Raw genomic sequence first — 23,278 nt, 5'->3', positions numbered from 1 at the left:
TGTTTTGATGGTTACGTCTTCCTCCTCCGAATCCTCCGCCGCGCCCGCCGCAATCACGCTTGCCGTGGATTGCATGGGTGGCGACCATGGGCCGCGCGTCACGCTCGCGGCCTGCCGCGCGTTTCTCGAGCGGCATGCGGAAGCGTCGCTGCTGCTGGTCGGCGCGCCCGCTGCCCTGGCCGGTTTTGCCAAGCATCCGAGAGCCCGCATCGTTGCCGCCAGCGAAGTGGTGGGCATGGACGACCCGATCGAGATCGCGCTGCGCAAGAAGAAGGACTCTTCCATGCGCGTCGCGATTCAGCAGGTCAAGGACGGCGCCGCACAGGCTGCCATCTCGGCCGGGAACACGGGCGCGCTGATGGCCATTGCGCGCTACCTGCTCAAGACGCTCGACGGCATCGACCGGCCCGCGATTGCGCCGCAGCTGCCCAACATCAAGGGTGGTGCCACCACGGTGCTCGATCTGGGGGCGAACGTCGATTGCGACGCTGAAGACCTGTTGCAGTTCGCCGTGCTCGGTTCGGCACTGGTCTCCGCGCTGACGGGCAACGAGTCGCCCTCGGTCGGTTTGCTCAATGTGGGCGAAGAAGCCATCAAAGGCAGCGAAACAATCAAAAAGGCCAGCCAACTGCTCCGTACAGCGGCGAACTCGAAAGATTTGAACTTCTACGGGAACGTGGAAGGCAACGATATTTTCAAGGGAACGACCGACATCGTCGTGTGTGACGGTTTTGTCGGAAACGTCGCCCTGAAGGCGAGCGAAGGCGTCGCGTCGATGATCGGCGAATTCATTCGTGTCGAATTTTCCCGGAGCATTTTCACCAAGGCTGCGGCGATCGTTGCCTATCCGGTGCTAAAAGCGTTTAAAAACCGCTTGGATCATCGCCGGTACAACGGCGCGGCCCTGTTGGGCCTGCGCGGGCTGGTTTTCAAGAGCCATGGCTCGGCTGACGAAGTGGCTTTCGGTCATGCGCTGGATCGCGCTTATGATGCCGCTCGCAACAACCTGCTCGATCGCGTGCGGGCCCGCATCGCCCACGCCGCGCCTTTGCTCGCGCGGCAAGAGTCGGCGGTGCCAGCGGACGCGACGGCCCTTCACGCTTGATGAGCTCTTATTCACGCATCACCGGCACCGGCAGCTATCTGCCTCCGCGCCGGGTGACCAACGACGACCTTGCCAAGGAATTGGCAACGCGCGGCATCGAAACTTCGGATCAATGGATCGTCGAGCGCACCGGCATCCATGCGCGCCACTTTGCGGCGCCCGAGGTGACGAGCAGCGATCTCGCCCTCGAGGCCGCCCGCCACGCGCTCGAAGCCGCGGGACGCAAGGCGGAAGAGATCGACCTGATCATCGTCGCCACGTCGACGCCGGACATGGTGTTTCCATCGTCGGCCGCCATTCTTCAGAACAAGCTCGGCATTGCCGGCTGCCCGGCGTTCGACGTACAGGCCGTCTGCAGCGGCTTCGTCTATGCGCTGACCGTGGCCGACGCCATGATTCGCACCGGCACCGCGCGCTGCGCGCTGGTCGTCGGCGCCGAAGTGTTCTCGCGCATCCTCGATTTCAATGACCGCACCACCTGCGTGCTGTTCGGCGACGGCGCTGGCGCCGTGGTCCTCGAGGCGAGCGAAGAGCCTGGCATCCTGGCGAGCGACCTGCATGCGGACGGCAAGCACGTCGGCATTCTTTGCGTGCCAGGCCACGTATCGGGCGGCAATGTGCTGGGCACGCCCCTGCTGCACATGGACGGCCAAGCCGTGTTCAAGCTCGCGGTTCGCGTGCTCGAGGAGGCCGCGCGTGCCACGCTTGCAAAAGCGGGCAAGACCGAGGCCGACATCGACTGGCTCATTCCGCACCAGGCCAACATCCGCATCATGGAAGGCACGGCCAAGAAGCTGAAGCTTCCGCGCGAGAAGCTCATCGTCACGGTCAACGAACACGGCAATACCTCGGCCGCCTCGATTCCGCTGGCGCTCGATGAAGCCGTGCGTTCCGGCAAGGTGAAAAAAGGCGAGACCGTCATGCTCGAAGGCGTCGGCGGTGGCTTCACCTGGGGCGCGGTGCTATTGAATCTGTAGTGTATTGCGCCACCCGTGTGGGGCCGCAGTGCGACATGACGTTTTAGAACAATGAAATCCTTCGCTTTTGTCTTTCCGGGTCAGGGCTCGCAGGCAGTCGGCATGCTCGACGCCTGGGGCGATCATCCGGCTGTGGTCGAAACCCTGCGCGAGGCCTCCGAAGCGCTGGGCGAAGACATCGCCGGGCTGATCAAGAATGGCCCCAAGGAAGAACTGGCGCTCACCACCAACACGCAGCCGGTGATGCTCGTGGCTGGCGTGGCTGCCTGGCGAGCCTGGCTGGCCGAAGGCGGCGCAGCCCCTTCCGTGGTGGCCGGACATTCGCTCGGCGAGTACTCCGCGCTGGTGGCGTCTGGCGTGCTCACGCTGGCGCAAGCTGCGCCGCTGGTGCGCTTTCGTGCGCGGGCCATGCAGCAGGCCGTGCCCGTGGGAGTTGGCGCCATGGCGGCCGTTCTGGGGATGGAGGCCGCCAAGGTCGTGGCCGGCTGCGCGGAAGCCACCGCGTCTTTCGGTGCGGGCAGCGCCGAGATCGTCGAGGCGGTGAATTTCAACGACCCGATGCAAACCGTGATCGCGGGGAGCAAGGCGGCCGTCGACAAGGCGTGCGAACTGCTCAAGGCCAATGGCGCCAAGCGCGCGCTGCTGCTGCCCGTGTCGGCGCCGTTCCATTCGAGCCTGATGAAGCCCGCCGCCGAAGCGCTGCGCGAGAAGCTCAGCACCATCACGCTCGCCGCACCCCAGATTCCGGTACTCAACAATATCGATGTGGCCGTGGAGACTGATCCGGCCCGCATCCGCGAAGCCCTGGTGCGCCAGGCCGCGGGCCCGGTCCGCTGGGTCGAAAGCGTGCAGGCCTTGAAACTGCGCGGTGTAGCCGCCATCATCGAGTGCGGGCCCGGCAAGGTGCTGGCCGGCATGGTCAAGCGCATCGCCCCCGAGCTCGAAGCCGCGTCGGTGTACGACCCGGTAACGCTCGCGGACACCCGACAACTGCTCGCCGCCTGAACGACGCAAGACCCGGACACTTCTTCTTTTATGAGCATTCCCAAATTCGAAGGGCAAGTTGCCCTGGTCACCGGCGCAACGCGCGGCATCGGCGCGGCAATTGCGCTCGAACTCGCGCAGCGCGGCGTCAAGGTGGTCGGCACCGGCACCACCGATGACGGCGCGGCAAAGATCACTTCGGCGCTCAGCGCCTTCGACGGCCGCGGCCGCGCACTCGACGTGAACGACGGCGCTGCCGTCGAGGCTTTGATCGATGAGATCGTCAAGGCCTACGGCGCCATCCACGTGCTGGTCAACAACGCCGGCATCACGCGGGACACGCTCGCCATGCGCATGAAGGACGACGACTGGGATGCCGTGCTCGACACCAACCTCAAGGCCGTGTTCGGCCTTTCGCGTGCCGTGATTCGCCCGATGATGAAGCAGCGCTACGGCCGCATCATCAGCATCACCAGCGTGGTGGGTGCCTCCGGCAATGCCGGCCAAGCCAACTATGCGGCCGCCAAGGCCGGTGTCGCGGGCATGACCCGCGCGCTGGCCCGCGAACTCGGCAGCCGCAACATCACAGTCAACTGCGTCGCGCCGGGCTTCATCGAGACCGACATGACGGCCAGCCTGCCCGAGGCGCAGCAACAGGCGCTGCTGCAGCAGATTCCGCTGGGCCACCTGGGCAAGCCGGCCGACATCGCGCATGCTGTAGCCTATCTGGCCTCGCCCCAAGCTTCCTATGTGACGGGGCAGGAGCTGCACGTCAACGGCGGCATGCACATGTAAGAGCCGCAAGGCGCAATCTTTCCCCGTCCCGGGCGCACGGCAAATGCCACAATGCGCCCGGCTAAAATCCACCTATTACCTACAACCCTCAGAGGGAACCAAATGAGCGATATCGAAGCACGTGTCAAGAAAATCATCGCCGAGCAACTCGGCGTGGAAGAGTCCCAAGTAACGAACGAAAAGGCCTTCGTGGCCGACCTCGGCGCGGACTCGCTCGACACGGTCGAACTGGTGATGGCACTCGAAGACGAATTCGGCATCGAAATTCCGGATGAAGACGCCGAGAAGATCACCACGGTGCAAAACGCCGTCGACTACGCCACCAAGAATCAAAAGGCCTGATCGGGCCAGCTGTCACTGCGACGGCCGGCGGCGCTCTTTTCCAGCCCCGTACGCGCCGCCAGCAGTTGTTCAGCGCTTCCAGAAAGGTTTGCCGGCATGACCAAACGCCGCGTCGTCGTGACCGGACTCGGTTGCATCGCTCCTGTCGGAAACACCGCAACCGAATCCTGGGCCAACCTGCTGGCCGGGAAGTCGGGTATTGCGAACATCACCGCGTTCGATGCAAGCGCCTTCGCCTGCAAGTTCGCCGGTGAGGTCAAGGGTTTCGACATCACCCAATACATCTCGGAGAAGGAAGCGCGTCACATGGACCGCTTCATTCATCTGGGGCTTGCCGCTGCCATGCAGGCTGTGCAGGACAGCGGACTGCCGACCGGCGAAGCGCTGTCCTATGAAAAAGCCGTGCGTATCGGCTGCAACATCGGCTCCGGCATCGGCGGTCTGCCGATGATCGAAGAAACGCACGGCGAATACGCGAACCGCGGCCCGCGCCGCATTTCGCCGTTCTTCGTGCCGGCGTCCATCATCAACATGATCTCGGGCCACGTGTCGATCAAGTACGGCTTCAAGGGCCCGAACATCGCCGTCGTGACCGCCTGCACCACCGGCCTGCATGCCATCGGCACCTCGGCACGCATGATCGAGTACGGCGATGCCGACGTGATGATCGCGGGCGGTGCCGAGTCGACCATTTCCCCGCTGGGCATCGGCGGCTTCACCGCGCCGCGCGCGCTCAGTACGCGCAACGACGATCCCGCGACGGCCTCGCGCCCGTGGGACAAGGACCGCGACGGCTTCGTGCTGGGCGAGGGCTCCGGCGTGCTGGTGCTCGAAGAGTACGAGCATGCCAAGGCGCGCGGCGCCAAGATCTACGCGGAAGTGGCGGGCTTCGGCCTGACGGGCGACGCGTACCACATGACCGCGCCCGACGTCGACGGTCCCCGCCGCTCGATGGCCATGGCGCTGGCCAACGCGGGCGTCAATGCCGACGAAGTGCAGTACCTGAATGCGCACGGCACCTCGACGCAGATCGGCGACCTCAACGAAACCAACGCGGTCAAGCTCGCCTTCGGCGATCACGCGAAGAAGCTGGTCGTGAACTCGACCAAGTCGATGACCGGCCACTTGCTGGGTGGCGCGGGGGGCATCGAGTCGGTGTTCACGGTGCTTGCACTGCATCACCAGAAGAGCCCGCCGACCATCAACATCTTCAACCAGGATCCGGAGTGCGACCTCGACTACTGCGCCAATGCGGCGCGCGATCTCAAGATCGACGTCGCGGTCAAGAACAACTTCGGCTTCGGCGGCACCAACGGCACGCTGGTGTTCAAGCGCGCTTGAGCCTTGCTCTTTCATGCACAGCGCGCCGTCGGTGACCTATCCGGTGGGGCGCTCGCGCGGCGCAACCCGAATCCTGATCGCCACCTGGGCCCTGGGCGCCTGCTGCGCAGGGCTGTCGTGCTATCTATTCGATAGTGCCGGCTGGCGCCAGTTGCTGCTGGTCCTGAGTGTCCTGTTTTCCGGCGTCGCGGCAGCGCTCGGGCTGCGAAGCGACGGCGCTGGCGTCTTGCACTTCGACGGGCTCTGCTGGACCTTGACGGGGACCGACCGGGGCCGCGCCGTTCATGCGGCGCGGGCCTCCGTTGCGCTCGATCTTCAATCGCTGCTTCTGGTCCGGCTGACCCAACCCGGCCGCGCGGGACGATGGATATGGATCGAGGAGCGCGCCATGCCCGAGCGCTGGCGCGATCTGCGCCGGGCGGTATATTCGCGCCCCCCGTCGGCCTCGCCGGCTGGCGAGCCTTGGCCCGCGACCGCGCCCGCCGATGCGCCCTGAATCTCCTCGATGACAACTTCTCCGCCGCCAGTGCCACCGGACTCCGGCTTGACCGAGGTGTCCGCCGAGGCGCCGCGCCCGGGCGAGGTCGACCTTCAGCTGGTTCAGCGCACGGTCGCGGGTGACCAGAAGGCCTTCGAGCTGCTGGTCATCAAATACCAGCGCCGGATCGAGCGCCTGATCGGGCGCATGGTGCGCGATGTCGACCTGGTCGAAGACATCGCGCAGGAAACCTTCATCCGGGCCTATCGGGCGCTCCACCAGTTCCGTGGCGACGCCCAGTTCTACACCTGGCTTTACCGGATCGCGGTCAATACCGCCAAGAAGGCGCTGGTCGACATGAAGCGCGACCCGACCATCTCCGAAAGCGCCTTGCGGCCGTCTTCTGAAGAAGACGATGAAACTTACCGCCCTGGAAACGAACCAATCAGCGACGAAACCCCCGAATCGATCTTGGCGGCGAACGAAATCGCCCGCGTTGTCGAGGCGGCCATGGAAGCGCTGCCTGCCGAGTTGCGCCAGGCTGTCACCCTGCGCGAGATCGAGGGCATGAGTTACGAAGAGATTGCCGAGGTCATGGATTGCCCTATCGGCACGGTGCGTTCGCGTATTTTCCGGGCGCGCGAGGCCATTTCGGCCAGGGTCAAACCGCTGCTGGACAACCAGTCCGGCAAGCGTTGGTAGGTAAGCAGGTGAATGAAATGAATCAGACGATCACGGTTCGTGAACAGGTGTCCGCATTGGCGGACGGTCATTTGCAGGGCGAGGACTTCGCCCGGGCCATCGACGCCGTCTGCGCCGAAGACGACGCGCGCGGTGCCTGGCGTTCCTATCACCTGGTGGGCGACATCCTGCGCTCGGGCGCCCATGCGCCTTGCAGCGATACCGATGCGTTCCTGACCCGGTTCCAGCAGCGCCTTGCGGCCGAGCCTGTGGTCGCGACTCCGGTCCTGGCACCGGTGACGGCAACCAAGGTGATCACGGTGCGGCGCAGGGCCGATGCGGCCAACGAACCGGTATTCCGCTGGAAGCTGGTGGCTGGCGCGGCATCGCTGGTGGCCGTGGCCGCCATCAGCTGGACCTTGGTCGGCAACGGAGCTGGCTTTCCCTCGTCGGGTGCCCAGATCGCGGCCCAGCAACAGCCGGCCGCCAATTCGGTGCTGGCCGCCGCTGCCGCCAACAACCACTCGCCCGCCGCCACCACGCTCACGCCAACCCGCGTGATGGTCGGCAACGGCAGCCCGCAAGTCATGTTGCGCGACCCGCGGCTCGACCAGTTGCTCGAGGCGCACCAGCAAGCCGGCGGCGCTTCGCAAATGCCTTCGGGCTTTCTGCGCAACGCGACCTTCGAGGGGCCGACGCGCTGATTGCGCGCCCCGTCGTCGCTCCAATGACCGTTCAGATGCCGATCTCCGCACGCGCGTTCGCGCTGGTGTTTGCAGCTTTTTGTCTTGCGCAGATCGCCACCGCCCAGACCCGTTCGGGTCCGTCGAATGCCAAGGGCGCGGCCTCGGCGCAAGCCGGCGACGCGCCCCCGGCCATGGGTGTCGTCGAGTGGCTGCAGCGCATGCACACGGGAGCGCGGCAGCGCAATTACGTCGGCACGTTCGTGGTTTCGGCGGCGGGCGGCGATCTGTCGAGCGCACGCATCTGGCATGTACGCGACGGCGATCTGCAGATCGAGCGCATCGAGGCCCTGTCGGGACCGCCGCGCTCGACATTCCGGCGCAACCACCACGTGATGACCTTCCTGCCCGAGGCCAAGGTCGTGAAGGTCGAGAAGCGCGAGAACCTCGACCTTTTTCCCAATCTGCCCGACAAGCCCGATTCGTCGATCGGCGATTTCTACGACGTTCGGGCCATCGGCAAAGACCGCGTGGCGGGTTTCGACGCCGACGTGGTGCAGCTGGTGCCGCACGACGTGTTGCGCTTCGGCTATCGCATCTGGAGCGAGCGCCGTTCCGGCCTCGTCATCAAGCTGCAGACCGTGGACGGTGAATCCCGCGTGGTGGAGCAGTCGGCGTTTTCCGAATTGCAGCTCGATGCACCGGTCAAGGCGCAGGCTCTGGCGCAGATGATGACCAACACCGGCGGCTACCGTATCGAAAAGCTGGAGCTCGAGCGCACCAGTGCGCAGGACGAAGGCTGGGTTCTCAAGACCCCCGTGGCCGGCTTCAAGCCGCGCAGCTTCTATCGCCGCCCGGCCGGCGGCGACGACAAGACTGCGCAGGACCGCACCGTTCAGTGGACCTTCTCCGATGGCCTTGCCTCGGTGTCGCTCTTCATCGAGCGCTACGATGAGAAACGCGCGCCGCGGGATGGCGTGCTGACCATCGGGGCCACCAACGCCATTCGCCGGCGATTGCCCGAGCCGGCGAGCGACTGGTGGCTCACTGCCGTGGGCGAGGTGCCGCAGCAGACGCTCAATGCATTCGCTCAAAGCCTCGCACGCACACGTTGATTCGCCGCGCATGCGCAGGTGGCGCTGAACCAAGTCCGCATCGCAGACTCATAGCTCTTCTTCTGGCTGCTCTCTGTTCTTTTGAAAGAAAACCGATGATGTTCAAAGTCGAGGGACACAAGCTTCGTTCCTATCTCTTCGCATTCGGCCTGGCCTGTTCGGCCAGCGTGGGTTTCCTGCCGGCAACGCCGGCCATGGCCCAGACGCCGCAGGCGCGTGGCTTGCCCGATTTCGCCGATCTCGTGGAGCAGGTGGGGCCGGCGGTGGTCGGAATCCGTACCGTCGAGAAGGTTTCCACGCGCGGCGGCAGCGGCGGCGGGGAAATGGACGAGGAAATGCAGGAGTTCTTCCGGCGCTTCTTCGGCCAGCCCCTGCCCGGCAATCCGCGGCCGGGCCCGCGCCCGAACCGCCCGCAGCAGCCCCAGGAAGAAGAGCGTCCGCGCGGCGTGGGCTCGGGCTTCATCCTGAGCGCCGACGGCTACGTGATGACCAACGCCCACGTGATCGAGGATGCATCCGAGATCCTGGTCACGCTGACCGACAAGCGCGAGTTCAAGGCCAAGCTGATCGGCGCCGACAAGCGCAGCGACGTCGCCGTGGTCAAGATCGAGGCAACCGGGTTGCCGGTGGTCAAGATTGGCGACATCTCGAAGCTGCGCGTCGGCGAATGGGTCATGGCGATCGGCTCGCCTTTCGGTCTCGAGAACACCGTCACCGCCGGCATCGTGAGCGCGAAGCAGCGCGACACGGGCGACCTGGTGCCGCTGATCCAGACGGACGTCGCCATCAACCCGGGCAACTCGGGCGGCCCGCTCATCAACCTGCGCGGCGAGGTGGTCGGCATCAACAGCCAGATCTATTCGCGTTCCGGCGGCTACATGGGCATTTCGTTCTCGATCCCGATCGACGAAGCGATTCGCGTCAGCGACCAGTTGCGCGCCACCGGCCGCGTTTCGCGCGGTCTCATCGGCGTGACCATTGGCTCGGTTTCGAAAGACGTGGCCGAGTCCCTCGGCCTCGGCAAGGCGCGCGGCGCCGTGGTGAGCAGCGTGGTGCCGGGTTCGGCGGCCGACAAGGCCGGCGTGCGCGAAGGCGATATCGTCACCAAGTACGGAGACAAGGTCATCGAAACACCGAGCGATCTCTCGCGCTCGGTGGCCAGCACCAAGCCCGGCGTGAAGAGCACGCTGACCGTGTTCCGCAACGGCAGTTCGCGCGAGCTCTCGATCACCATTGCAGAGGGCGATCCCGAAGCCAAGCCCTCCAGCAAGCGCCAGCAGGACCGCGAGGAGCCGCAGGCCAAGCCGTCATCCGCGGCCAGCAAGTCCCTGGGCCTGGTGGTCAGCGATCTGACCGATGCCCAGAAGAAGGAACTCAAGGTGCGTGGTGTGCGCATCGACGCGTCGAGCGACGCCGCCGCGAGGGCCGGTCTGCGCGAGGGCGACGTGATTCTTTCCGTCGGCAATATCGAAGTGTCGAGCGTCAAGGAGTTCGAGTCCGCAGTGGCCAAGGCCGACAAGAACAAGCCGCTCAGCGTGCTATTCCGCCGTGGCGAGTGGGCGCAATATGCCCTGATTCGACCCGCACGCTGATCTGGCGCTGGCGTCAAGTGGCCCCACCCGACAGTCGGGTTTGGGGCCTTTTTTTGAGGTGTTTGCGACGCTCGGCCGCCAGGTTTCAAAAAATTTTTGCGGCACGGAGAGGCTCCATTTTGTTAGTGAAAGCTAACTTATCGCCGCGCTTAGGACGGTTTTCGGTAGAATAGGGCGCGTTGGCCGGTGGGTCCATGCATAAGGAGTGTGATTTCCTTCACCATGCGAGATGTCAGACACCAGTCCACCGCTGCTCCACAGATCGCCCACAAGTTGTTCATAGAGTGCTCCACCGATCCTGTGGATAAGTTGTTTATATCTTTGATGTTGTGGACCCGCAACGACCCGTTTTGACCCTGTCCCCGGATGTACGTGCCTCCCTTTTTGCCTACAATGAAGTTCCAACTACTGCAGTTGCCATTGCTTGTTGGTTCAGGGCGCGTCTCCAGAAGACGCGCCCTTTTTTCTTGCCTGTCGCACTCTGCGCACGAGCCAATTCAAGTACTTAAGCGTTCCCGTTGATGAATCACATCAGAAATTTTTCGATCATTGCGCACATCGATCACGGCAAGTCGACACTCGCAGACCGTTTGATCCAGCGTTGCGGCGGCCTCGCGGAACGCGAGATGGAAGCGCAGGTGCTCGACTCGATGGACATCGAAAAAGAGCGTGGGATAACCATCAAGGCGCAGACCGCTGCGCTGCACTACAAGGCACTCGATGGACAGGTCTACAACCTCAATCTGATCGACACGCCGGGCCACGTCGACTTCTCGTATGAAGTGAGCCGCTCGCTGTCGGCTTGCGAAGGCGCACTGCTCGTTGTCGATGCATCGCAAGGCGTCGAAGCGCAGACGGTGGCCAACTGCTACACCGCGCTCGACCTTGGCGTGGAAGTGATTCCGGTGCTCAACAAGATGGATCTGCCGAACGCGGACCCCGACAACGCACGCACCGAAATCGAAGACGTGATCGGCATCGACGCGACCGATGCGATTCCGTGTTCCGCGAAGACGGGCATGGGCATCGACGAGATCCTCGAAGCCGTCGTGCACAAGATGCCGGCGCCGCGCGGCAATCCCGACGGTCCGCTGCGCGCGATGATCGTCGACAGCTGGTTCGATGCGTACGTCGGCGTCGTCATGCTGGTGCGCGTGGTCGACGGTCGGCTGGTGAAAGGCGAGCGCATCAAGATGATGGCGTCCGGCGCCATGTACAACGCCGACAACATCGGCGTCTTCACACCGGCCAACGAACCGCGCCCTTCGCTCGAAGCGGGCGAGGTGGGCTACATCATCGCGGGCATCAAGGAGCTGCAGGCCGCCAAGGTCGGCGACACCGTGACGCTCATCAAGCCGGGTACGGGCGGCGCGGCCGCCACCGCCACCGAAGCGCTGCCGGGCTTCAAGGAGATCCAGCCGCAGGTGTTCGCCGGCCTGTATCCGACCGAAGCCAGCGAGTACGACTCCCTGCGCGATGCGCTGGAAAAACTCAAGCTCAACGATTCGTCGCTGCGCTACGAGCCCGAGGTGAGCCAGGCGCTGGGCTTCGGCTTCCGCTGCGGCTTTCTCGGCCTGCTGCACATGGAAATCGTGCAGGAGCGGCTCGAGCGCGAATTCGACCAGGACCTGATCACCACGGCGCCGAGCGTGGTCTACCAGGTGGTGCGCAGCGACGGCGAAGTCATCATGGTCGAGAACCCGTCCAAGATGCCCGACGTCGGCAAGATGAGCGAGATCCGCGAGCCGATCGTCACCGTGCATCTCTATATGCCGCAGGAATACGTCGGCGCCGTCATGACGCTGGCCAACCAGAAGCGCGGCGTGCAGATGAACATGGCCTACCACGGCCGCCAGGTCATGCTGACCTACGAAATGCCGCTTGGCGAAATCGTGCTCGACTTCTTCGACAAGCTGAAGTCGGTGAGCCGCGGCTACGCTTCCATGGACTACGAGTTCAAGGAATATCGCGCGTCCGACGTGGTCAAGGTCGACATCCTGCTGAACGGCGAGAAGGTCGATGCGCTGTCCATCATCGTGCACCGCACCCAGTCGCAGTACCGTGGCCGGGCGGTGGTGTCGAAGATGCGAGAGATCATTTCGCGCCAGATGTTCGACGTTGCGATCCAGGCGGCCATCGGGGTCAACATCATTGCGCGTGAGACAATCAAGGCGCTGCGCAAGAACGTTCTTGCCAAGTGCTACGGCGGCGACATCTCCCGCAAGAAGAAGCTGCTCGAGAAGCAGAAAGCGGGCAAGAAAAGAATGAAGCAGATCGGCTCCGTCGAGGTCCCGCAAGAGGCCTTCCTCGCGATTCTGCAAGTCGAAGACTGATCTCAAAAAATGGCATTCATCACTACCCTGGTCCTCGCGGCCTTTGCCAGCTACGTCGGTGCCTGGTACTTTGGCGCCATCGAAGGCAATTTCGCGCTGCTGCTGTTCGTGGCGACCGCGGTCACCGGCCTCTACTGGCTGGCCGAGCGCTTCTACTTTCTGCCCCGGCGCGAGCGCACCGCCGCAGCGCTCGAGGCTTCGCTGAGCGAACGCAACGCACGCTTGGCCGGCCAGGGCATCACGCAGGTGGACACGGCCGACGCCAAGGCGAGCGAGCGCTTGCTGATGCAGCCGTGGTGGCTCGACTGGACGGCCGGGTTGTTCCCGGTGATTCTGGTGGTGTTTCTGCTGCGCTCGTTCCTGTACGAGCCCTTCAAGATTCCGTCGGGTTCGATGATGCCGACGCTGCTCACCGGCGACCTGATCCTGGTCAACAAGTTCACCTACGGCCTGCGCCTGCCGGTCATCAACACCAAGATCACCGACGGCACGCCGCTGGCGCGCGGCGATGTGGTGGTGTTCCGCTACCCGCCCAAGCCGAGCATGGACTACATCAAGCGCGTGGTCGGCATTCCGGGCGACGAAGTGGCCTACCTGAACAAGAAGCTCACGATCAACGGCCAGCCGGTTTCCAAGAATTCGATGCCCGACTACCTCGACGGCGATTCGATGCGCCTGCTCAAGCAGTTCACCGAAGACCTCGGCGGCAAGCAGCACAGGCTGCTCAACGACGACGCCGGCCCGGCTTTCGTCCAGGGCGCCACCGACTTTCCGTTCCGCGAAAACTGCCGCTACTCGGTCGAAGGCGTGGTCTGCAAAGTGCCTGCCGGCAACTATTTCATGATGGGCGACAACCGCGATAATTCGGCGGACTCCCGTTTCTGGGGTTTCGTGCCGGACAAGAACATTGTGGGCAGGGCGTTCTTCGTCTGGATGAACTTCGGCGATCTGGGTCGCATCGGTCCATTTCAATAAACAAACAGCATTGTTCGAGGGGTAAGAGGGCATGAGAAAAAATCGGTCCATCCGCAGCAGGGCCGCGCATCAGCGCGGCATCTCGTTCATCGGTCTGGTGTTTGTCGCCGTGGTGCTGGCCTGCGTGGGGGTCGTCGTCGCGCAGGTCATTCCGACGCTGATCGAATACCAGGCCATCGACAAGGCGGCCAACAAGGCCAAGGAAGGCACCACCGTACCCGAAGTGCGCGCCATCTTCGACCGGGCACAGGCCATCGACGACTTCAAGTCGGTTTCGGGCAAGGACCTCGACATCAAGAAGGTCGGCGACAAGGTCGTCGTGTCGTATGCCTACGAGCGGGAAATCCCGCTGTTCGGGCCGGCCTACCTGGTGCTCAAGTACAAGGGCCAGACCCGCTGAACGCGGCGACACGCAAGGTGGACGGTGGCCTCGTAGCGCTGCAGGAGCGCCTCAAGCATTCGTTCTCCGACACGCGGCTGCTCCAGCTCGCGCTCACGCACCGCAGTTTCTCGGCTGACCACAACGAGCGCCTGGAGTTTCTCGGCGACTCGGTGCTCAACCTCGCGGTCTCGCACCTGCTCTACATCCGCCTTTCGGCCTTGCCCGAAGGCGATCTGTCGCGTGTTCGGGCCAACCTGGTCAAGCAAGACACGCTGCACCGCCTCGCGCTCGAACTGCAGCTGTCGCCGCTGCTGCGGCTCGGGGAGGGCGAGGCACGCTCCGGCGGGCCCAACCGGCCTTCGATCCTGGCCGATGCGCTCGAAGCGCTGATCGGCGCGGTCTATCTTGACGCGGGCTTTGGGGCCGCCGAGGCCCTGGTGCGCCGTCTCTTTGAATCCGTGGAGATCAATCCACGCATGGAAGCGGCGGCCAAGGACCCGAAAACCGAATTGCAGGAATGGCTCCAGGGCCACAAAATGAAGTTGCCGGTGTACCGCGTGGCGGCCACGCTCGGGGCAGCGCACAAACAGACCTTCGATGTCGAGTGCGAGGTGCCGGAGCTGGACCTGCGCGAACGCGGCATCGGTGGCTCGCGCCGCGCCGGCGAGCAGGCTGCCGCGGCGGCCATGTTGATCCGGCTCAAGGCACGCGGGGCCGCGTGAAATCAGAATGAACGACGCTATAAATTCAGCAGCAAATCCCGAGGACGCAGCGGGCGATCCCGGTACGAACGGGCCCCAGCACTGCGGCCTGGTGGCCATTGTCGGCAAGCCCAACGTGGGCAAATCGACGCTGCTCAATGCGCTGGTGGGCCAGAAGATCAGCATCACCTCGCGCAAGGCGCAGACCACGCGGCACCGCATCACAGGCATGCGCACCATCGGCGCCACGCAGTTCGTGTTCGTCGACACCCCGGGCTTCCAGACCCTGCACGCCAACGCGCTGAACAAGTCGCTCAACAAGACCGTGCAGGGCGCGGTCGGCGATGTGGACCTGATTCTTTTCGTGGTCGAAGCGGGCAGTTTCACGCCGGCCGACGAGCGGGTGCTCAAGCTGCTCGGCAAGGGCATTCCGACCGTGCTGCTGGCCAACAAGCTCGACAACGTGCACCGCCGCGGCGACATCGCGCCCTGGCTTCAGACCATGCAGGCGAAGCACCCCTTTGCCGAGTTCGTGCCGATGTCGGCCAAGAACGCCAAGGATGTCGAGCGCCTGTTCGGCATCTGCGAAAAATACCTGCCCGAGCAGCCCTGGTTCTACGCGGAAGACGAGCTGACCGACCGCAGCGAGAAATTCCTTGCAGGCGAACTGGTGCGCGAAAAGCTGTTCCGCCTGACCGGAGACGAACTGCCCTACACCTCGACCGTCATCATCGACAAGTTCGAGGAAGAGCCGCCGCAGAAAAAAGGCCAGAAGCGGCTGCTGCGCATTGCCGCCACCATCGTGGTCGAGCGCGACGGCCACAAGGCCATGGTCATCGGCGACAAGGGTGAGCGCATCAAGCGCATCGGCATGGAAACCCGCGTCGAGCTTGAGAAACTGGCCGACGCCAAGGTTTTTCTCGAGCTGTGGGTGAAGGTGCGCTCCGGCTGGGCCGACGACGAGGCCCGCGTGCGCTCGTTCGGTTACGAATGAAGTGGCGACTGCCCACCGCGTTTCGCATGAACCGGCGTATGTGCTCCATCGCTACGACTGGAGCGAGTCGAGCCTGATTCTCGAGGTCTTCACCCGGCACCACGGGCGCATTGCGCTCGTGGCCAAGGGGGCGAAGCGGCCGAGCTCCAATTTCCGTCCCGTGCTGCTGCCGCTGCAGCCGCTGCAGCTCAACTATGGTGGGGACGCCGAGATCCGCACGCTCAAGGGCGCCGAGTGGATGGGCGGCCACGTCATGCCGACGGGCGAAGCGCTGCTCTCGGGCTACTACGTCAACGAACTGCTGCTGCGCCTGCTGGCGCGGGACGACGCCCACGAGGCGCTGTTCGATGCCTATGCGGGCGTGGTGCAGGTGCTCGCGGGCGACCATGCCGGGGCGCAGGCCGCCACCCAGGCCGCCGCGCTGCGCGCCTTCGAGCTGCTGCTGCTGCGCGGCGTGGGCCTGTTGCCGTCGCTCGACGTGCAAACGCTCACGCTCGAGCCGCTGGTGGCCGACGCGCGCTACAGTCTGGTGGCGGAAGCCGGCTTGCGGCTGGCGGGCGAGGGCGAAGCGGCACTGGCGGGCGCCGAGTGGCGGTCCCTGCAGGGCGTACTCGACGATCGCGCGCCCTTCACCGCCACGCTGCGGGAGGTCGCCACCATGAACGCCGGCAGCAACAGCGCCCTCAGAAACCAGCTGCGCGCCTTGCTCAACTACCATTGCGGTGTGTCCACGCTGCGCACGCGGCAGATGATGAGAGATTTGCAAGCCCTATGAGCACTTCCGACCATTCCGCTACCACTTCGCTGTCGGTCAACCTCAACAAGGTGGCCCTGGTGCGCAACACCCGCGCGCTCGGCATTCCGAGCGTGCTCACCGCTGCCAAGGCTTGCCTCACCGCTGGGGCGCAGGGAATCACCGTGCATCCGCGGCCCGATGCGCGCCACATCCGTGCGCATGACGTGAGCGACCTGTCCGGGTTGCTTGCCAAAGACTGGCCTGGCATCGAATTCAATATCGAAGGCAATCCGTTCCACAACCTGATGGACTTTGTGCGCGAGCTGAAGCCGCACCAGGCCACCTTCGTGCCCGACAGCGAAACCCAGTCGACCAGCGATCATGGCTGGAGCTTCCCCGAAGATGCCGGGCGCCTGCGCCCATTGATTGCCGAGGCCAAGGCCCTGGGCGTGCGCGTGAGCCTGTTCATGGATCCCATTCCGGAAATGATGGCCGCGGCCAAGGCGGTGGGCGCAGACCGCGTCGAGCTGTATACCGAAGGCTATGCCGCGTCGCGCGGTACGCCGAACGAGCAGGCCGTGCTCGCGCGCTATGTCGAGTCGGCGCGCGCGGCGCATGCTGCGGGCCTCGGCGTCAACGCGGGCCACGACCTGAGCCGCGACAACCTCACGGCGTTCTTGCGCGCCGTGCGCGGTGTCCGCGAAGTCTCGATCGGCCATGCCTTCATCGCCGATGCACTCGAACTCGGCTATGCCGCCACCACGCGGGACTACCTGCGCTGCATCGACGAGGCGAAGTGAACGCGGGAGCGGCATGATCTACGGCATCGGTACCGACATCTGCGACCTGAGGCGCATCGCCGCCACTTTCGAGCGCCAAGGCGAGCGCTTTGCCCACCGGGTGCTGAGCGACGCAGAGTTCGCGGTCTGGAAGGCCCGCAGCGAGCGCTGGCCCAAGCGTGGCCTCAGCTATCTCGCCACGCGGTTTTCCGCCAAGGAAGCCTTCAGCAAGGCCATCGGCCTCGGCATGCGCATGCCGATGACCTGGCGGTCGTGCGAGATCGCGAACCTGCGCAGCGGCAAACCCGTCATCGTGCTGCACGGCGAGCTCAAGGAGTGGTTCGAGGCCAAGGGGCTCACGGCGCATGTCACCGTGACCGATGAAACCGAATATGCCGCGAGCTTCGTGGTGGTTGAATACAAGAACGAGGCATGACCCAGGCAACGACAACCCTTCACGCGCCGCTGATCATCGATGTGGCGCGCACGGAACTCAGCGATGCGGATCGCCGCCGCATAGCCAACCCCCTGGTCGGCGGCGTCATCCATTTCGCCCGCAACTGGCGGGACCGCGCGCAGATGACGGCGCTCAATGCGGAGTTGAAGGCCATTCGCCCCGATCTGCTGATCTGCGTCGATCATGAAGGCGGCCGCGTGCAGCGCTTTCGCACCGACGGCTTCACGCGCCTGCCTTCGATGCGCGCGCTGGGTGAACTGTGGATGCGCGACGCCATGCGCGCCACGCAGGCCGCAACGGCAACAGGCCAGGTGCTCGCCGCCGAGCTGCGTGCCTCTGGCATCGATTTCAGCTTTGCACCGGTGCTCGATCTCGACCACGGGGGCAGCAGCGTGATTGGCGACCGCAGCTTTCATCGCGATCCGCGCGTGGTGGCGCTGCTGGCCAAGAGTGCGATGTACGGCATGCTGCAGATGGGCATGCGCAACTGCGGGAAGCACTTTCCGGGGCATGGCTTCGTCACGGCCGATTCGCACGTCGAGATTCCGGTCGACCGCCGCGGCCTGAAGGCGATCCTGAGCGACGACGCGCGGCCATTCGACTGGCTGTCAGGCACGCTCACAGCCGTGATGCCGGCGCACGTGATCTACCCGAAAGTGGACAAGCGGCCGGCCGGTTTCTCTTCGAAATGGTTGAAGGATGTGCTGCGCACCCGGCTCGCTTTCGACGGCGCGATCTTCAGCGACGACCTGAGCATGGAAGCGGGGCGCTACATCGGCGGCGAGCTGCTGAGCTATGCCGATGCTGCACTGGCCGCGCTCGATGCGGGCTGCGACCTGGCAATGCTGTGCAACCAGAGCATCGGCGAAGGCCGGCCGCTCGACGAGCTACTCGATGATTTCGGCGCCGCGGCGACAGCAGGGCGGTGGCAGCCCGACACGAAGAGCGAGGCCCGTAGGCGTGCGCTGCTTCCCGATGCACCGCACGCCGACTGGAATACGCTTGTCGGTTCGACGGCATACAGGCAAGCAAGGCAAGTACTGGCGAAGGCCAGCCTGATCAGCGCCTGAGCCCTCGTTACGTCGCCTGGCCCGCAGCCGAGGGGGCCGGCGAGTTCGCCCACAAACGCCCGCCGCCCGAATCCAGGTGCGTCAGGTACAGCCGAACATCGAATTCCAGCCGATGGTAGCCGGGCTCCATGTGCTCGCAGAGCGCATAGAAGCTCTTGTCGTGGTCCCGCTCCTTCATGTGCGCGAGTTCATGGACCACGATCATGCGCAGCCACTCGAGCGGCACCTCCTTGAACAGGGTTGCTACGCGAATCTCGCGCTTGGTCTTGAGCTTGCTGCCCTGCACGCGTGACACGGTGGTGTGCGTGCCGAGTGCATTGCGGATCACATGCAGCTTGCTGTCGAACGCCACCTTGGACAGCGGCGGCGCCTTGCGCATGAAGTCGCTCTTGAGTTCGCTCGCGTACTCGTACAGCGCACGGTCCGTCTGCATCTCGTGCATGGGGCCGGGATAGCGGCTGCGCAGCAACGGCGCGAGCCCGTCGGTCGCGACCAGCTGCTGAACCTGCGCCAGCAGTGCGGGTGGATAGCCCGCCAGATATTTCATGCAGCCGGTCCCACGCAGGCGAGCCCGGTCGCCACGCCGCCGAACAGGTCGCCTTCGACAAGCGTCACGCCGGCGAAGCTCTTGCGCAAGGCCTGCTGGAACGGCCGCAGGGCTGAAGAGCCACCGGTCAGGTAGATGGCGTCGAGATCGCCGCTTCGCAGCCCGGCGCGCTTGACGCACGCATGCGCGCACGCAATCACGTTCTCGAGCAGAGGAGAGAGCTGCTGCGCCATGTCGGCGGGCGAGAGCGACGCGGCCAGCCCCGGCTCGGCGCACGAGAGGTCGATGGCGGTGGGCGCATCGTTCACCGAGGTGTCGATCTTCGCCTGCTCCACTTCGCTGGCGATGCGGTGCCCGTGGCGCTCTTCCAGCACCGCCATCAGCCGGTCGTGCAGCCGCGTGTCGCTGTAGCTCGTGCGCAGGTCTTTCGCCTGCCGCACGGCCTTGGCGGCATACAGCCAGTTGATCAGGTGCCACGACGAGAGTTCGAAGAACACCTTGCTCGGCACTTCGCGCCCCTGCGGTCCCGTGTGGCGAAAGCCGAATTCCGGCATGACGCGGTCGAGGTTCAGCCGCTGGTCGAAGTCGGTGCCGCCGATGTGCACGCCGCTGGTGGCCAGTACGTCGTCGCTGCGGTCTTCGCGCGCGGCGCGATCGGGGCCGACCCGCACCACCGTGAAGTCGGAGGTGCCGCCGCCCACGTCGACGATCAGCACCAGCGACTCTTTCGTGATGCGCTGCTCATAGTCGAAGGCGGCCGCAATCGGTTCGAGCTGAAAAGCGATGTCGCGAAACCCCGCCGCGCGGGCGGCGTGGCGCAGGCTTTCTTCCGCGCGTTCGTCGCGCCTGGAGTCGTCGTCGACGAAATGAACCGGCCGGCCGATGACGACGCGCTCCGGCACCCGGCCCAGCTCACGGCCGGCCCGCACGGCGAGCTCGCGCAGGAAGCGCGCGATGATGTCCTCGAAGCTCACGAGCCCGTCGTAGACGGCTGTTTTTTCCTGCATCAGCGCGCTACCGAGCAGGCTCTTCAGCGAACGCATCAGGCGGCCTTCGACGCCCGCCAGATAGAGCGCAACGGCATCGCGGCCGAAGTGCGTGGTGCGGTCTTCCGCGTTGAAGAAGATCGCGGTCGGCAACGTGGTGGCCGTGCCCTCGATGGGCAGCAGGCGGGCCACGCCGTCGACCCGGCAGGCCACGGCGGAGTTGGAGGTGCCGAAGTCGATGCCGATCGTCGGCAGCGACGACGGTAACTTCACGCTCAAGATTCCCTGCGCAGCGCCGGGAACAGGATCACGTCGCGGATGCTCGGCGAATCGGTCAGCAGCATCATCAGCCGGTCGATGCCGATGCCGCAGCCGCCGGTGGGCGGCATGCCGTATTCCAGCGCGCGGACGAAGTCGTGGTCGTAGAACATGGCTTCGTCGTCGCCGCTGTCCTTGGCGGCCACCTGCGCGTTGAAGCGCGCGGCCTGGTCTTCGGCGTCGTTGAGCTCGCTGAAGCCGTTGCCGAACTCGCGGCCCGTGATGTAGAGCTCGAAGCGCTCGGTGACCTCAGGGCGCTCGTCGTTGGCGCGTGCCAGCGGCGAGATCTCGGTCGGGTGCTCCATGATGAAGGTCGGCTGCCAGAGCTTCTCTTCGACGGTTTCCTCGAAGTACATCACCTGCAGGCTCGCGAGGCTGCGCTGCGAGAGCTTGTCTTTTTCTTCGCTGAGGCCGATCTTGCGCAGCGCGTTGATGAGCCAGGCGGTGTCGTCCACGTTGCCGCCGGCTTCGGTGTGCTTGAGGATGGCTTCGCGGATCGTCAGGCGCTCGAAGGGCTGCGTCAGGTCGACCGGCTTGCCGCCGTAGGTGAGTTGCTGCGTGCCCACGGCCTTGTCGGCAATGGTGCGGATCAGCGTCTCGGTGAAGTCCATCAGGTCGCGGTAGTTCCAGTAGGCCGCGTAGAACTCCATCATGGTGAACTCGGGGTTGTGCCGCACCGAGATGCCCTCGTTGCGGTAGCTCCGGTTGATTTCGAACACGCGCTCGAAGCCGCCGACGATCAGGCGCTTGAGGTACAGCTCGGGCGCGATGCGCAGGAACATCTCCTGGTCGAGCGCGTTGTGGTGCGTCTTGAACGGCTTGGCATTCGCACCGCCGGGAATCGGGTGCAGCATCGGCGTTTCGACTTCGAGGAAGTCGTTGGCCACCATGAACTCGCGCAGCGCGCTCACGGCCTTGCTGCGCGCGGTGAAGCGCACGCGCGCGGATTCGTCGGTGATCAGGTCGACATAGCGCTGGCGGTACTTCTGTTCCTGGTCGGCCATGCCGTGGAACTTGTCGGGCAGCGGGCGCAGGCTCTTGGTGAGCAGGCGCAGCTTCGATACCTTGACCGACAGTTCACCGGTCTTGGTCTTCATCAACGTGCCTTCGGCGCCGACGATGTCGCCCAGGTCCCAGCGCTTGAATTCGGCATACGCCTCTTCACCGATGGCGTCGCGCGTCACGTAGAGCTGGATGCGGCTCGTGGCGTCCTGCACCGTCGCGAAGCTGGCTTTGCCCATCACGCGCTTGAGCATCATGCGGCCCGCCACGCTCACCGAAACGGCCTTTGCTTCGAGTGCTTCGGCATCGGTGGCGCCGTGCGCCTCGACCAGCGCGGCCGCACGGTGTCCCGGCTTGAAGTCGTTCGGGAACGCGACGCCCTTGCCTTCGGCCTGCGCAGTGCGCATCAGCTTGAGCTTTTCACGGCGTTCGGCGATGAGCTGGTTGTCGTCGACGGCAGGCGCGGGGGCCGGAGCCGCGGCGGACGTGGGAATGGAAGGAATCAGGTGGTCGGACATGGAGAGCGGAGGAGGGCGCAACGGGAGCATGCGCAACCCGCCATTTTAGCCGATCGGGTTCGAGCGGGACCGGCGCTCGACGCCCGTCAATCCTGTGCGATACGCTATGAAAAAGCTAGCGACTTATTCAGCGATACCCGCACGTGCCAGCAGATCGCTGACCAGTTCGAGCCGCATCAGCGGACTGTCGAGCGCCATGAGCCGTTGCCGCAGTTCGAGCTGCATGGGCACCAGTTCGCACCAGCGGTTGGCGACCCAGCCGCAATCGTTGAACTCATAGGGCTCGCCGATGGGCAGGCGCACGGCTTCCGCGCCCTGCGCGCGGCGGCGTTCTTCGAGCGTGTCGACCAGGCGCCGGAGCGCCGTGGCCGTGTGCTGGAGATCGTCGGGAATTTCGAGCGCGGTGTCCGCGGGCACGGCTTCCACTTCGGCCACCCACAAACCGTATTTCTGCAGCTCGGTATGGCGAACCCGGAAACGCTGTGTGCCGATGCATTCGATCTGGAGCAGGCCGCTTTGCGGCGAATCGAATTCACGGATGACGGCCAGCGTGCCGATGGCCGCAAAGCTTTCCGCGTCGGCGCCGGCCTTGCGCACCTCGCTGCCGCTCGTGAGGCTGACCACGCCGAACGGCGCATCGGCCTTGCGGCATTTGCCGACCATGTCGAGATAACGTACCTCGAAAATACGCAGGGGAAGCACGCCGCCGGGGAACAGAACCGTACCGAGCGGGAACAATGGCAGTGAATGCAGAAGGGGCTGTGTCGTCATCGAAGAACCTTGCATGGCTATCATCGCATTCCGCTCACGACCCTGCCCCATGCTCTACCAGATCCCCTCGTTCCTTCTCGACGTGATCGTCGGCCTGCTCGGCGGCGCTTGCCTGCTGCGCCTTTACATGCAGTACCACCGGGTGCCGTTCGGCAATCCGCTCGGGCGCTTCGTGTTCGCGATGACCGACTGGATCGTGCTGCCGCTGCGCCGCATCGTGCCGTCGGTCAAGCGCTGGGACCTGGCGAGCGCGATCGCGGCCTGGCTCCTGGTGATCGTGAAGTTCCTGCTGCTGTGGCTGCTGATCGGCAACCTGGGGCGTATTGCCGCCTTGCCGCTGGTCTCGCTGGTGGGGTTGCTGCAGCTTGCGGTGTCGGGCCTCACCGCGCTGCTGGTGGTCTATGCCGTGCTGTCGTGGATACCGGGGGCGTCGCCGATGCTGCTCGACCTGATTTCGCGGCTGGCGGAGCCGCTGGTGCGGCCGTTCAGGCGCTTCATTCCGCTGATTGGCGGCGTGGACCTGTCGCCCCTGGCCGCCATCGTGGTGCTGCAGGTGATTGCCATCGTGCTGGGCAACCTGCTGGTCTGGGCCTACCGGCTGGGCTGAGGCCCTCCG

The 23,278-nt window shown here is 64.8% G+C and carries 25 protein-coding genes; 21 read left to right on the top strand and 4 right to left on the bottom strand.

The features are described from left to right. The first annotated feature begins 7 nt into the window (after window positions 1-7). The 20 genes from plsX to nagZ all read left to right on the top strand — a co-directional run bounded on the left by plsX (window position 8) and on the right by nagZ (window position 18,520). Entirely contained in the window at window positions 8-1,105 is a 1,098-nt protein-coding gene (plsX, locus tag QFZ42_RS18175; RefSeq protein ID WP_307702297.1) for a phosphate acyltransferase PlsX, read from the top strand. Further along, the gene (locus tag QFZ42_RS18170) at window positions 1,105-2,082 is read left to right on the top strand and encodes a beta-ketoacyl-ACP synthase III (RefSeq protein ID WP_307702296.1); all 978 of its coding nucleotides are present in this window, start codon (window positions 1,105-1,107) and stop codon (window positions 2,080-2,082) included. The genes plsX and QFZ42_RS18170 overlap by 1 nt, the downstream gene beginning before the upstream one ends. A gap of 51 nt (window positions 2,083-2,133) precedes the next feature. Beyond that, window positions 2,134-3,087 carry an ACP S-malonyltransferase gene (fabD, locus tag QFZ42_RS18165; protein ID WP_307702295.1) on the top strand — a complete coding sequence of 318 codons (954 nt, stop codon included), beginning with the start codon at window positions 2,134-2,136 and terminating at the stop codon, window positions 3,085-3,087. A gap of 30 nt (window positions 3,088-3,117) precedes the next feature. Then, the gene (gene fabG / locus QFZ42_RS18160; RefSeq protein WP_307702294.1) at window positions 3,118-3,861 is read left to right on the top strand and encodes a 3-oxoacyl-ACP reductase FabG; all 744 of its coding nucleotides are present in this window, start codon (window positions 3,118-3,120) and stop codon (window positions 3,859-3,861) included. 102 nt (window positions 3,862-3,963) lie between these two features. Then, window positions 3,964-4,203, top strand: coding sequence for an acyl carrier protein (gene acpP / locus QFZ42_RS18155; protein WP_007830471.1), 240 nt, complete (start codon window positions 3,964-3,966; stop codon window positions 4,201-4,203). 96 nt (window positions 4,204-4,299) lie between these two features. Beyond that, window positions 4,300-5,544, top strand: a complete 1,245-nt coding sequence (gene fabF / locus QFZ42_RS18150; protein ID WP_307702293.1) for a beta-ketoacyl-ACP synthase II — start codon at window positions 4,300-4,302, stop codon at window positions 5,542-5,544. A 13-nt stretch (window positions 5,545-5,557) separates the two neighbouring features. After that, window positions 5,558-6,040: a hypothetical protein gene (locus tag QFZ42_RS18145; RefSeq protein WP_307702292.1), complete on the top strand. Its 483-nt coding sequence runs from the start codon at window positions 5,558-5,560 to the stop codon at window positions 6,038-6,040. A 9-nt stretch (window positions 6,041-6,049) separates the two neighbouring features. Continuing rightward, window positions 6,050-6,724 (top strand): RNA polymerase sigma factor RpoE, encoded by a 675-nt coding sequence (gene rpoE, locus QFZ42_RS18140; RefSeq protein ID WP_307702291.1) that lies wholly within the window; start codon window positions 6,050-6,052, stop codon window positions 6,722-6,724. Between the two features lie 17 nt (window positions 6,725-6,741). Continuing rightward, entirely contained in the window at window positions 6,742-7,407 is a 666-nt protein-coding gene (locus QFZ42_RS18135; RefSeq protein ID WP_307702290.1) for a sigma-E factor negative regulatory protein, read from the top strand. A 23-nt stretch (window positions 7,408-7,430) separates the two neighbouring features. Continuing rightward, complete coding sequence (locus tag QFZ42_RS18130) at window positions 7,431-8,501, top strand: MucB/RseB C-terminal domain-containing protein (RefSeq protein ID WP_307702289.1); 1,071 nt, start codon at window positions 7,431-7,433, stop codon at window positions 8,499-8,501. 95 nt (window positions 8,502-8,596) lie between these two features. Further along, window positions 8,597-10,093 (top strand): DegQ family serine endoprotease, encoded by a 1,497-nt coding sequence (locus QFZ42_RS18125; protein WP_307702288.1) that lies wholly within the window; start codon window positions 8,597-8,599, stop codon window positions 10,091-10,093. 521 nt (window positions 10,094-10,614) lie between these two features. Further along, window positions 10,615-12,426 carry a translation elongation factor 4 gene (lepA, locus tag QFZ42_RS18120; protein WP_307702287.1) on the top strand — a complete coding sequence of 604 codons (1,812 nt, stop codon included), beginning with the start codon at window positions 10,615-10,617 and terminating at the stop codon, window positions 12,424-12,426. A gap of 9 nt (window positions 12,427-12,435) precedes the next feature. Beyond that, a complete protein-coding gene (gene lepB / locus QFZ42_RS18115; RefSeq protein ID WP_307702286.1) occupies window positions 12,436-13,401 on the top strand; it encodes a signal peptidase I in 966 nt (321 codons plus the stop codon). 31 nt (window positions 13,402-13,432) lie between these two features. Further along, window positions 13,433-13,801, top strand: a complete 369-nt coding sequence (locus tag QFZ42_RS18110; protein ID WP_307702285.1) for a DUF4845 domain-containing protein — start codon at window positions 13,433-13,435, stop codon at window positions 13,799-13,801. A gap of 17 nt (window positions 13,802-13,818) precedes the next feature. Beyond that, window positions 13,819-14,505, top strand: coding sequence for a ribonuclease III (gene rnc, locus QFZ42_RS18105; RefSeq protein ID WP_307702284.1), 687 nt, complete (start codon window positions 13,819-13,821; stop codon window positions 14,503-14,505). Between the two features lie 7 nt (window positions 14,506-14,512). Beyond that, entirely contained in the window at window positions 14,513-15,478 is a 966-nt protein-coding gene (gene era / locus QFZ42_RS18100; protein WP_307702283.1) for a GTPase Era, read from the top strand. A gap of 1 nt (window position 15,479) precedes the next feature. Beyond that, the gene (gene recO, locus QFZ42_RS18095; RefSeq protein WP_307702282.1) at window positions 15,480-16,253 is read left to right on the top strand and encodes a DNA repair protein RecO; all 774 of its coding nucleotides are present in this window, start codon (window positions 15,480-15,482) and stop codon (window positions 16,251-16,253) included. After that, the gene (locus tag QFZ42_RS18090; RefSeq protein WP_307702281.1) at window positions 16,250-17,014 is read left to right on the top strand and encodes a pyridoxine 5'-phosphate synthase; all 765 of its coding nucleotides are present in this window, start codon (window positions 16,250-16,252) and stop codon (window positions 17,012-17,014) included. The genes recO and QFZ42_RS18090 overlap by 4 nt, the downstream gene beginning before the upstream one ends. 13 nt (window positions 17,015-17,027) lie before the next feature. Next, window positions 17,028-17,429 (top strand): holo-ACP synthase, encoded by a 402-nt coding sequence (gene acpS / locus QFZ42_RS18085; protein ID WP_307702280.1) that lies wholly within the window; start codon window positions 17,028-17,030, stop codon window positions 17,427-17,429. Beyond that, complete coding sequence (gene nagZ / locus QFZ42_RS18080; RefSeq protein ID WP_307702279.1) at window positions 17,426-18,520, top strand: beta-N-acetylhexosaminidase; 1,095 nt, start codon at window positions 17,426-17,428, stop codon at window positions 18,518-18,520. The genes acpS and nagZ overlap by 4 nt, the downstream gene beginning before the upstream one ends. A gap of 7 nt (window positions 18,521-18,527) precedes the next feature. Here nagZ and QFZ42_RS18075 read toward each other — a convergent pair whose 3' ends face one another. From QFZ42_RS18075 to QFZ42_RS18060, 4 genes are all read right to left on the bottom strand, one after another. Then, complete coding sequence (locus QFZ42_RS18075; RefSeq protein ID WP_307702278.1) at window positions 18,528-19,067, bottom strand: M48 metallopeptidase family protein; 540 nt, start codon at window positions 19,065-19,067, stop codon at window positions 18,528-18,530. Beyond that, entirely contained in the window at window positions 19,064-20,332 is a 1,269-nt protein-coding gene (locus tag QFZ42_RS18070) for an Hsp70 family protein (RefSeq protein WP_373423347.1), read from the bottom strand. Before QFZ42_RS18070 ends, QFZ42_RS18075 begins: the two co-directional genes overlap by 4 nt. After that, window positions 20,329-21,891: a lysine--tRNA ligase gene (lysS, locus tag QFZ42_RS18065; RefSeq protein WP_307702276.1), complete on the bottom strand. Its 1,563-nt coding sequence runs from the start codon at window positions 21,889-21,891 to the stop codon at window positions 20,329-20,331. Before lysS ends, QFZ42_RS18070 begins: the two co-directional genes overlap by 4 nt. 123 nt (window positions 21,892-22,014) lie before the next feature. Then, window positions 22,015-22,662, bottom strand: coding sequence for an LON peptidase substrate-binding domain-containing protein (locus QFZ42_RS18060; protein WP_307702275.1), 648 nt, complete (start codon window positions 22,660-22,662; stop codon window positions 22,015-22,017). Between the two features lie 49 nt (window positions 22,663-22,711). On the opposite strand from QFZ42_RS18060, the gene QFZ42_RS18055 reads away from it, so the two are divergent. Continuing rightward, entirely contained in the window at window positions 22,712-23,269 is a 558-nt protein-coding gene (locus QFZ42_RS18055; RefSeq protein ID WP_307702274.1) for a YggT family protein, read from the top strand. Window positions 23,270-23,278: the final 9 nt, after the last annotated feature.

Origin of the sequence: Variovorax paradoxus (assembly GCF_030815855.1) — a bacterium.
GTDB lineage: Bacteria > Pseudomonadota > Gammaproteobacteria > Burkholderiales > Burkholderiaceae_C > Variovorax > Variovorax paradoxus_M.
This window is presented reverse-complemented; position numbering and strand designations above follow the sequence as displayed.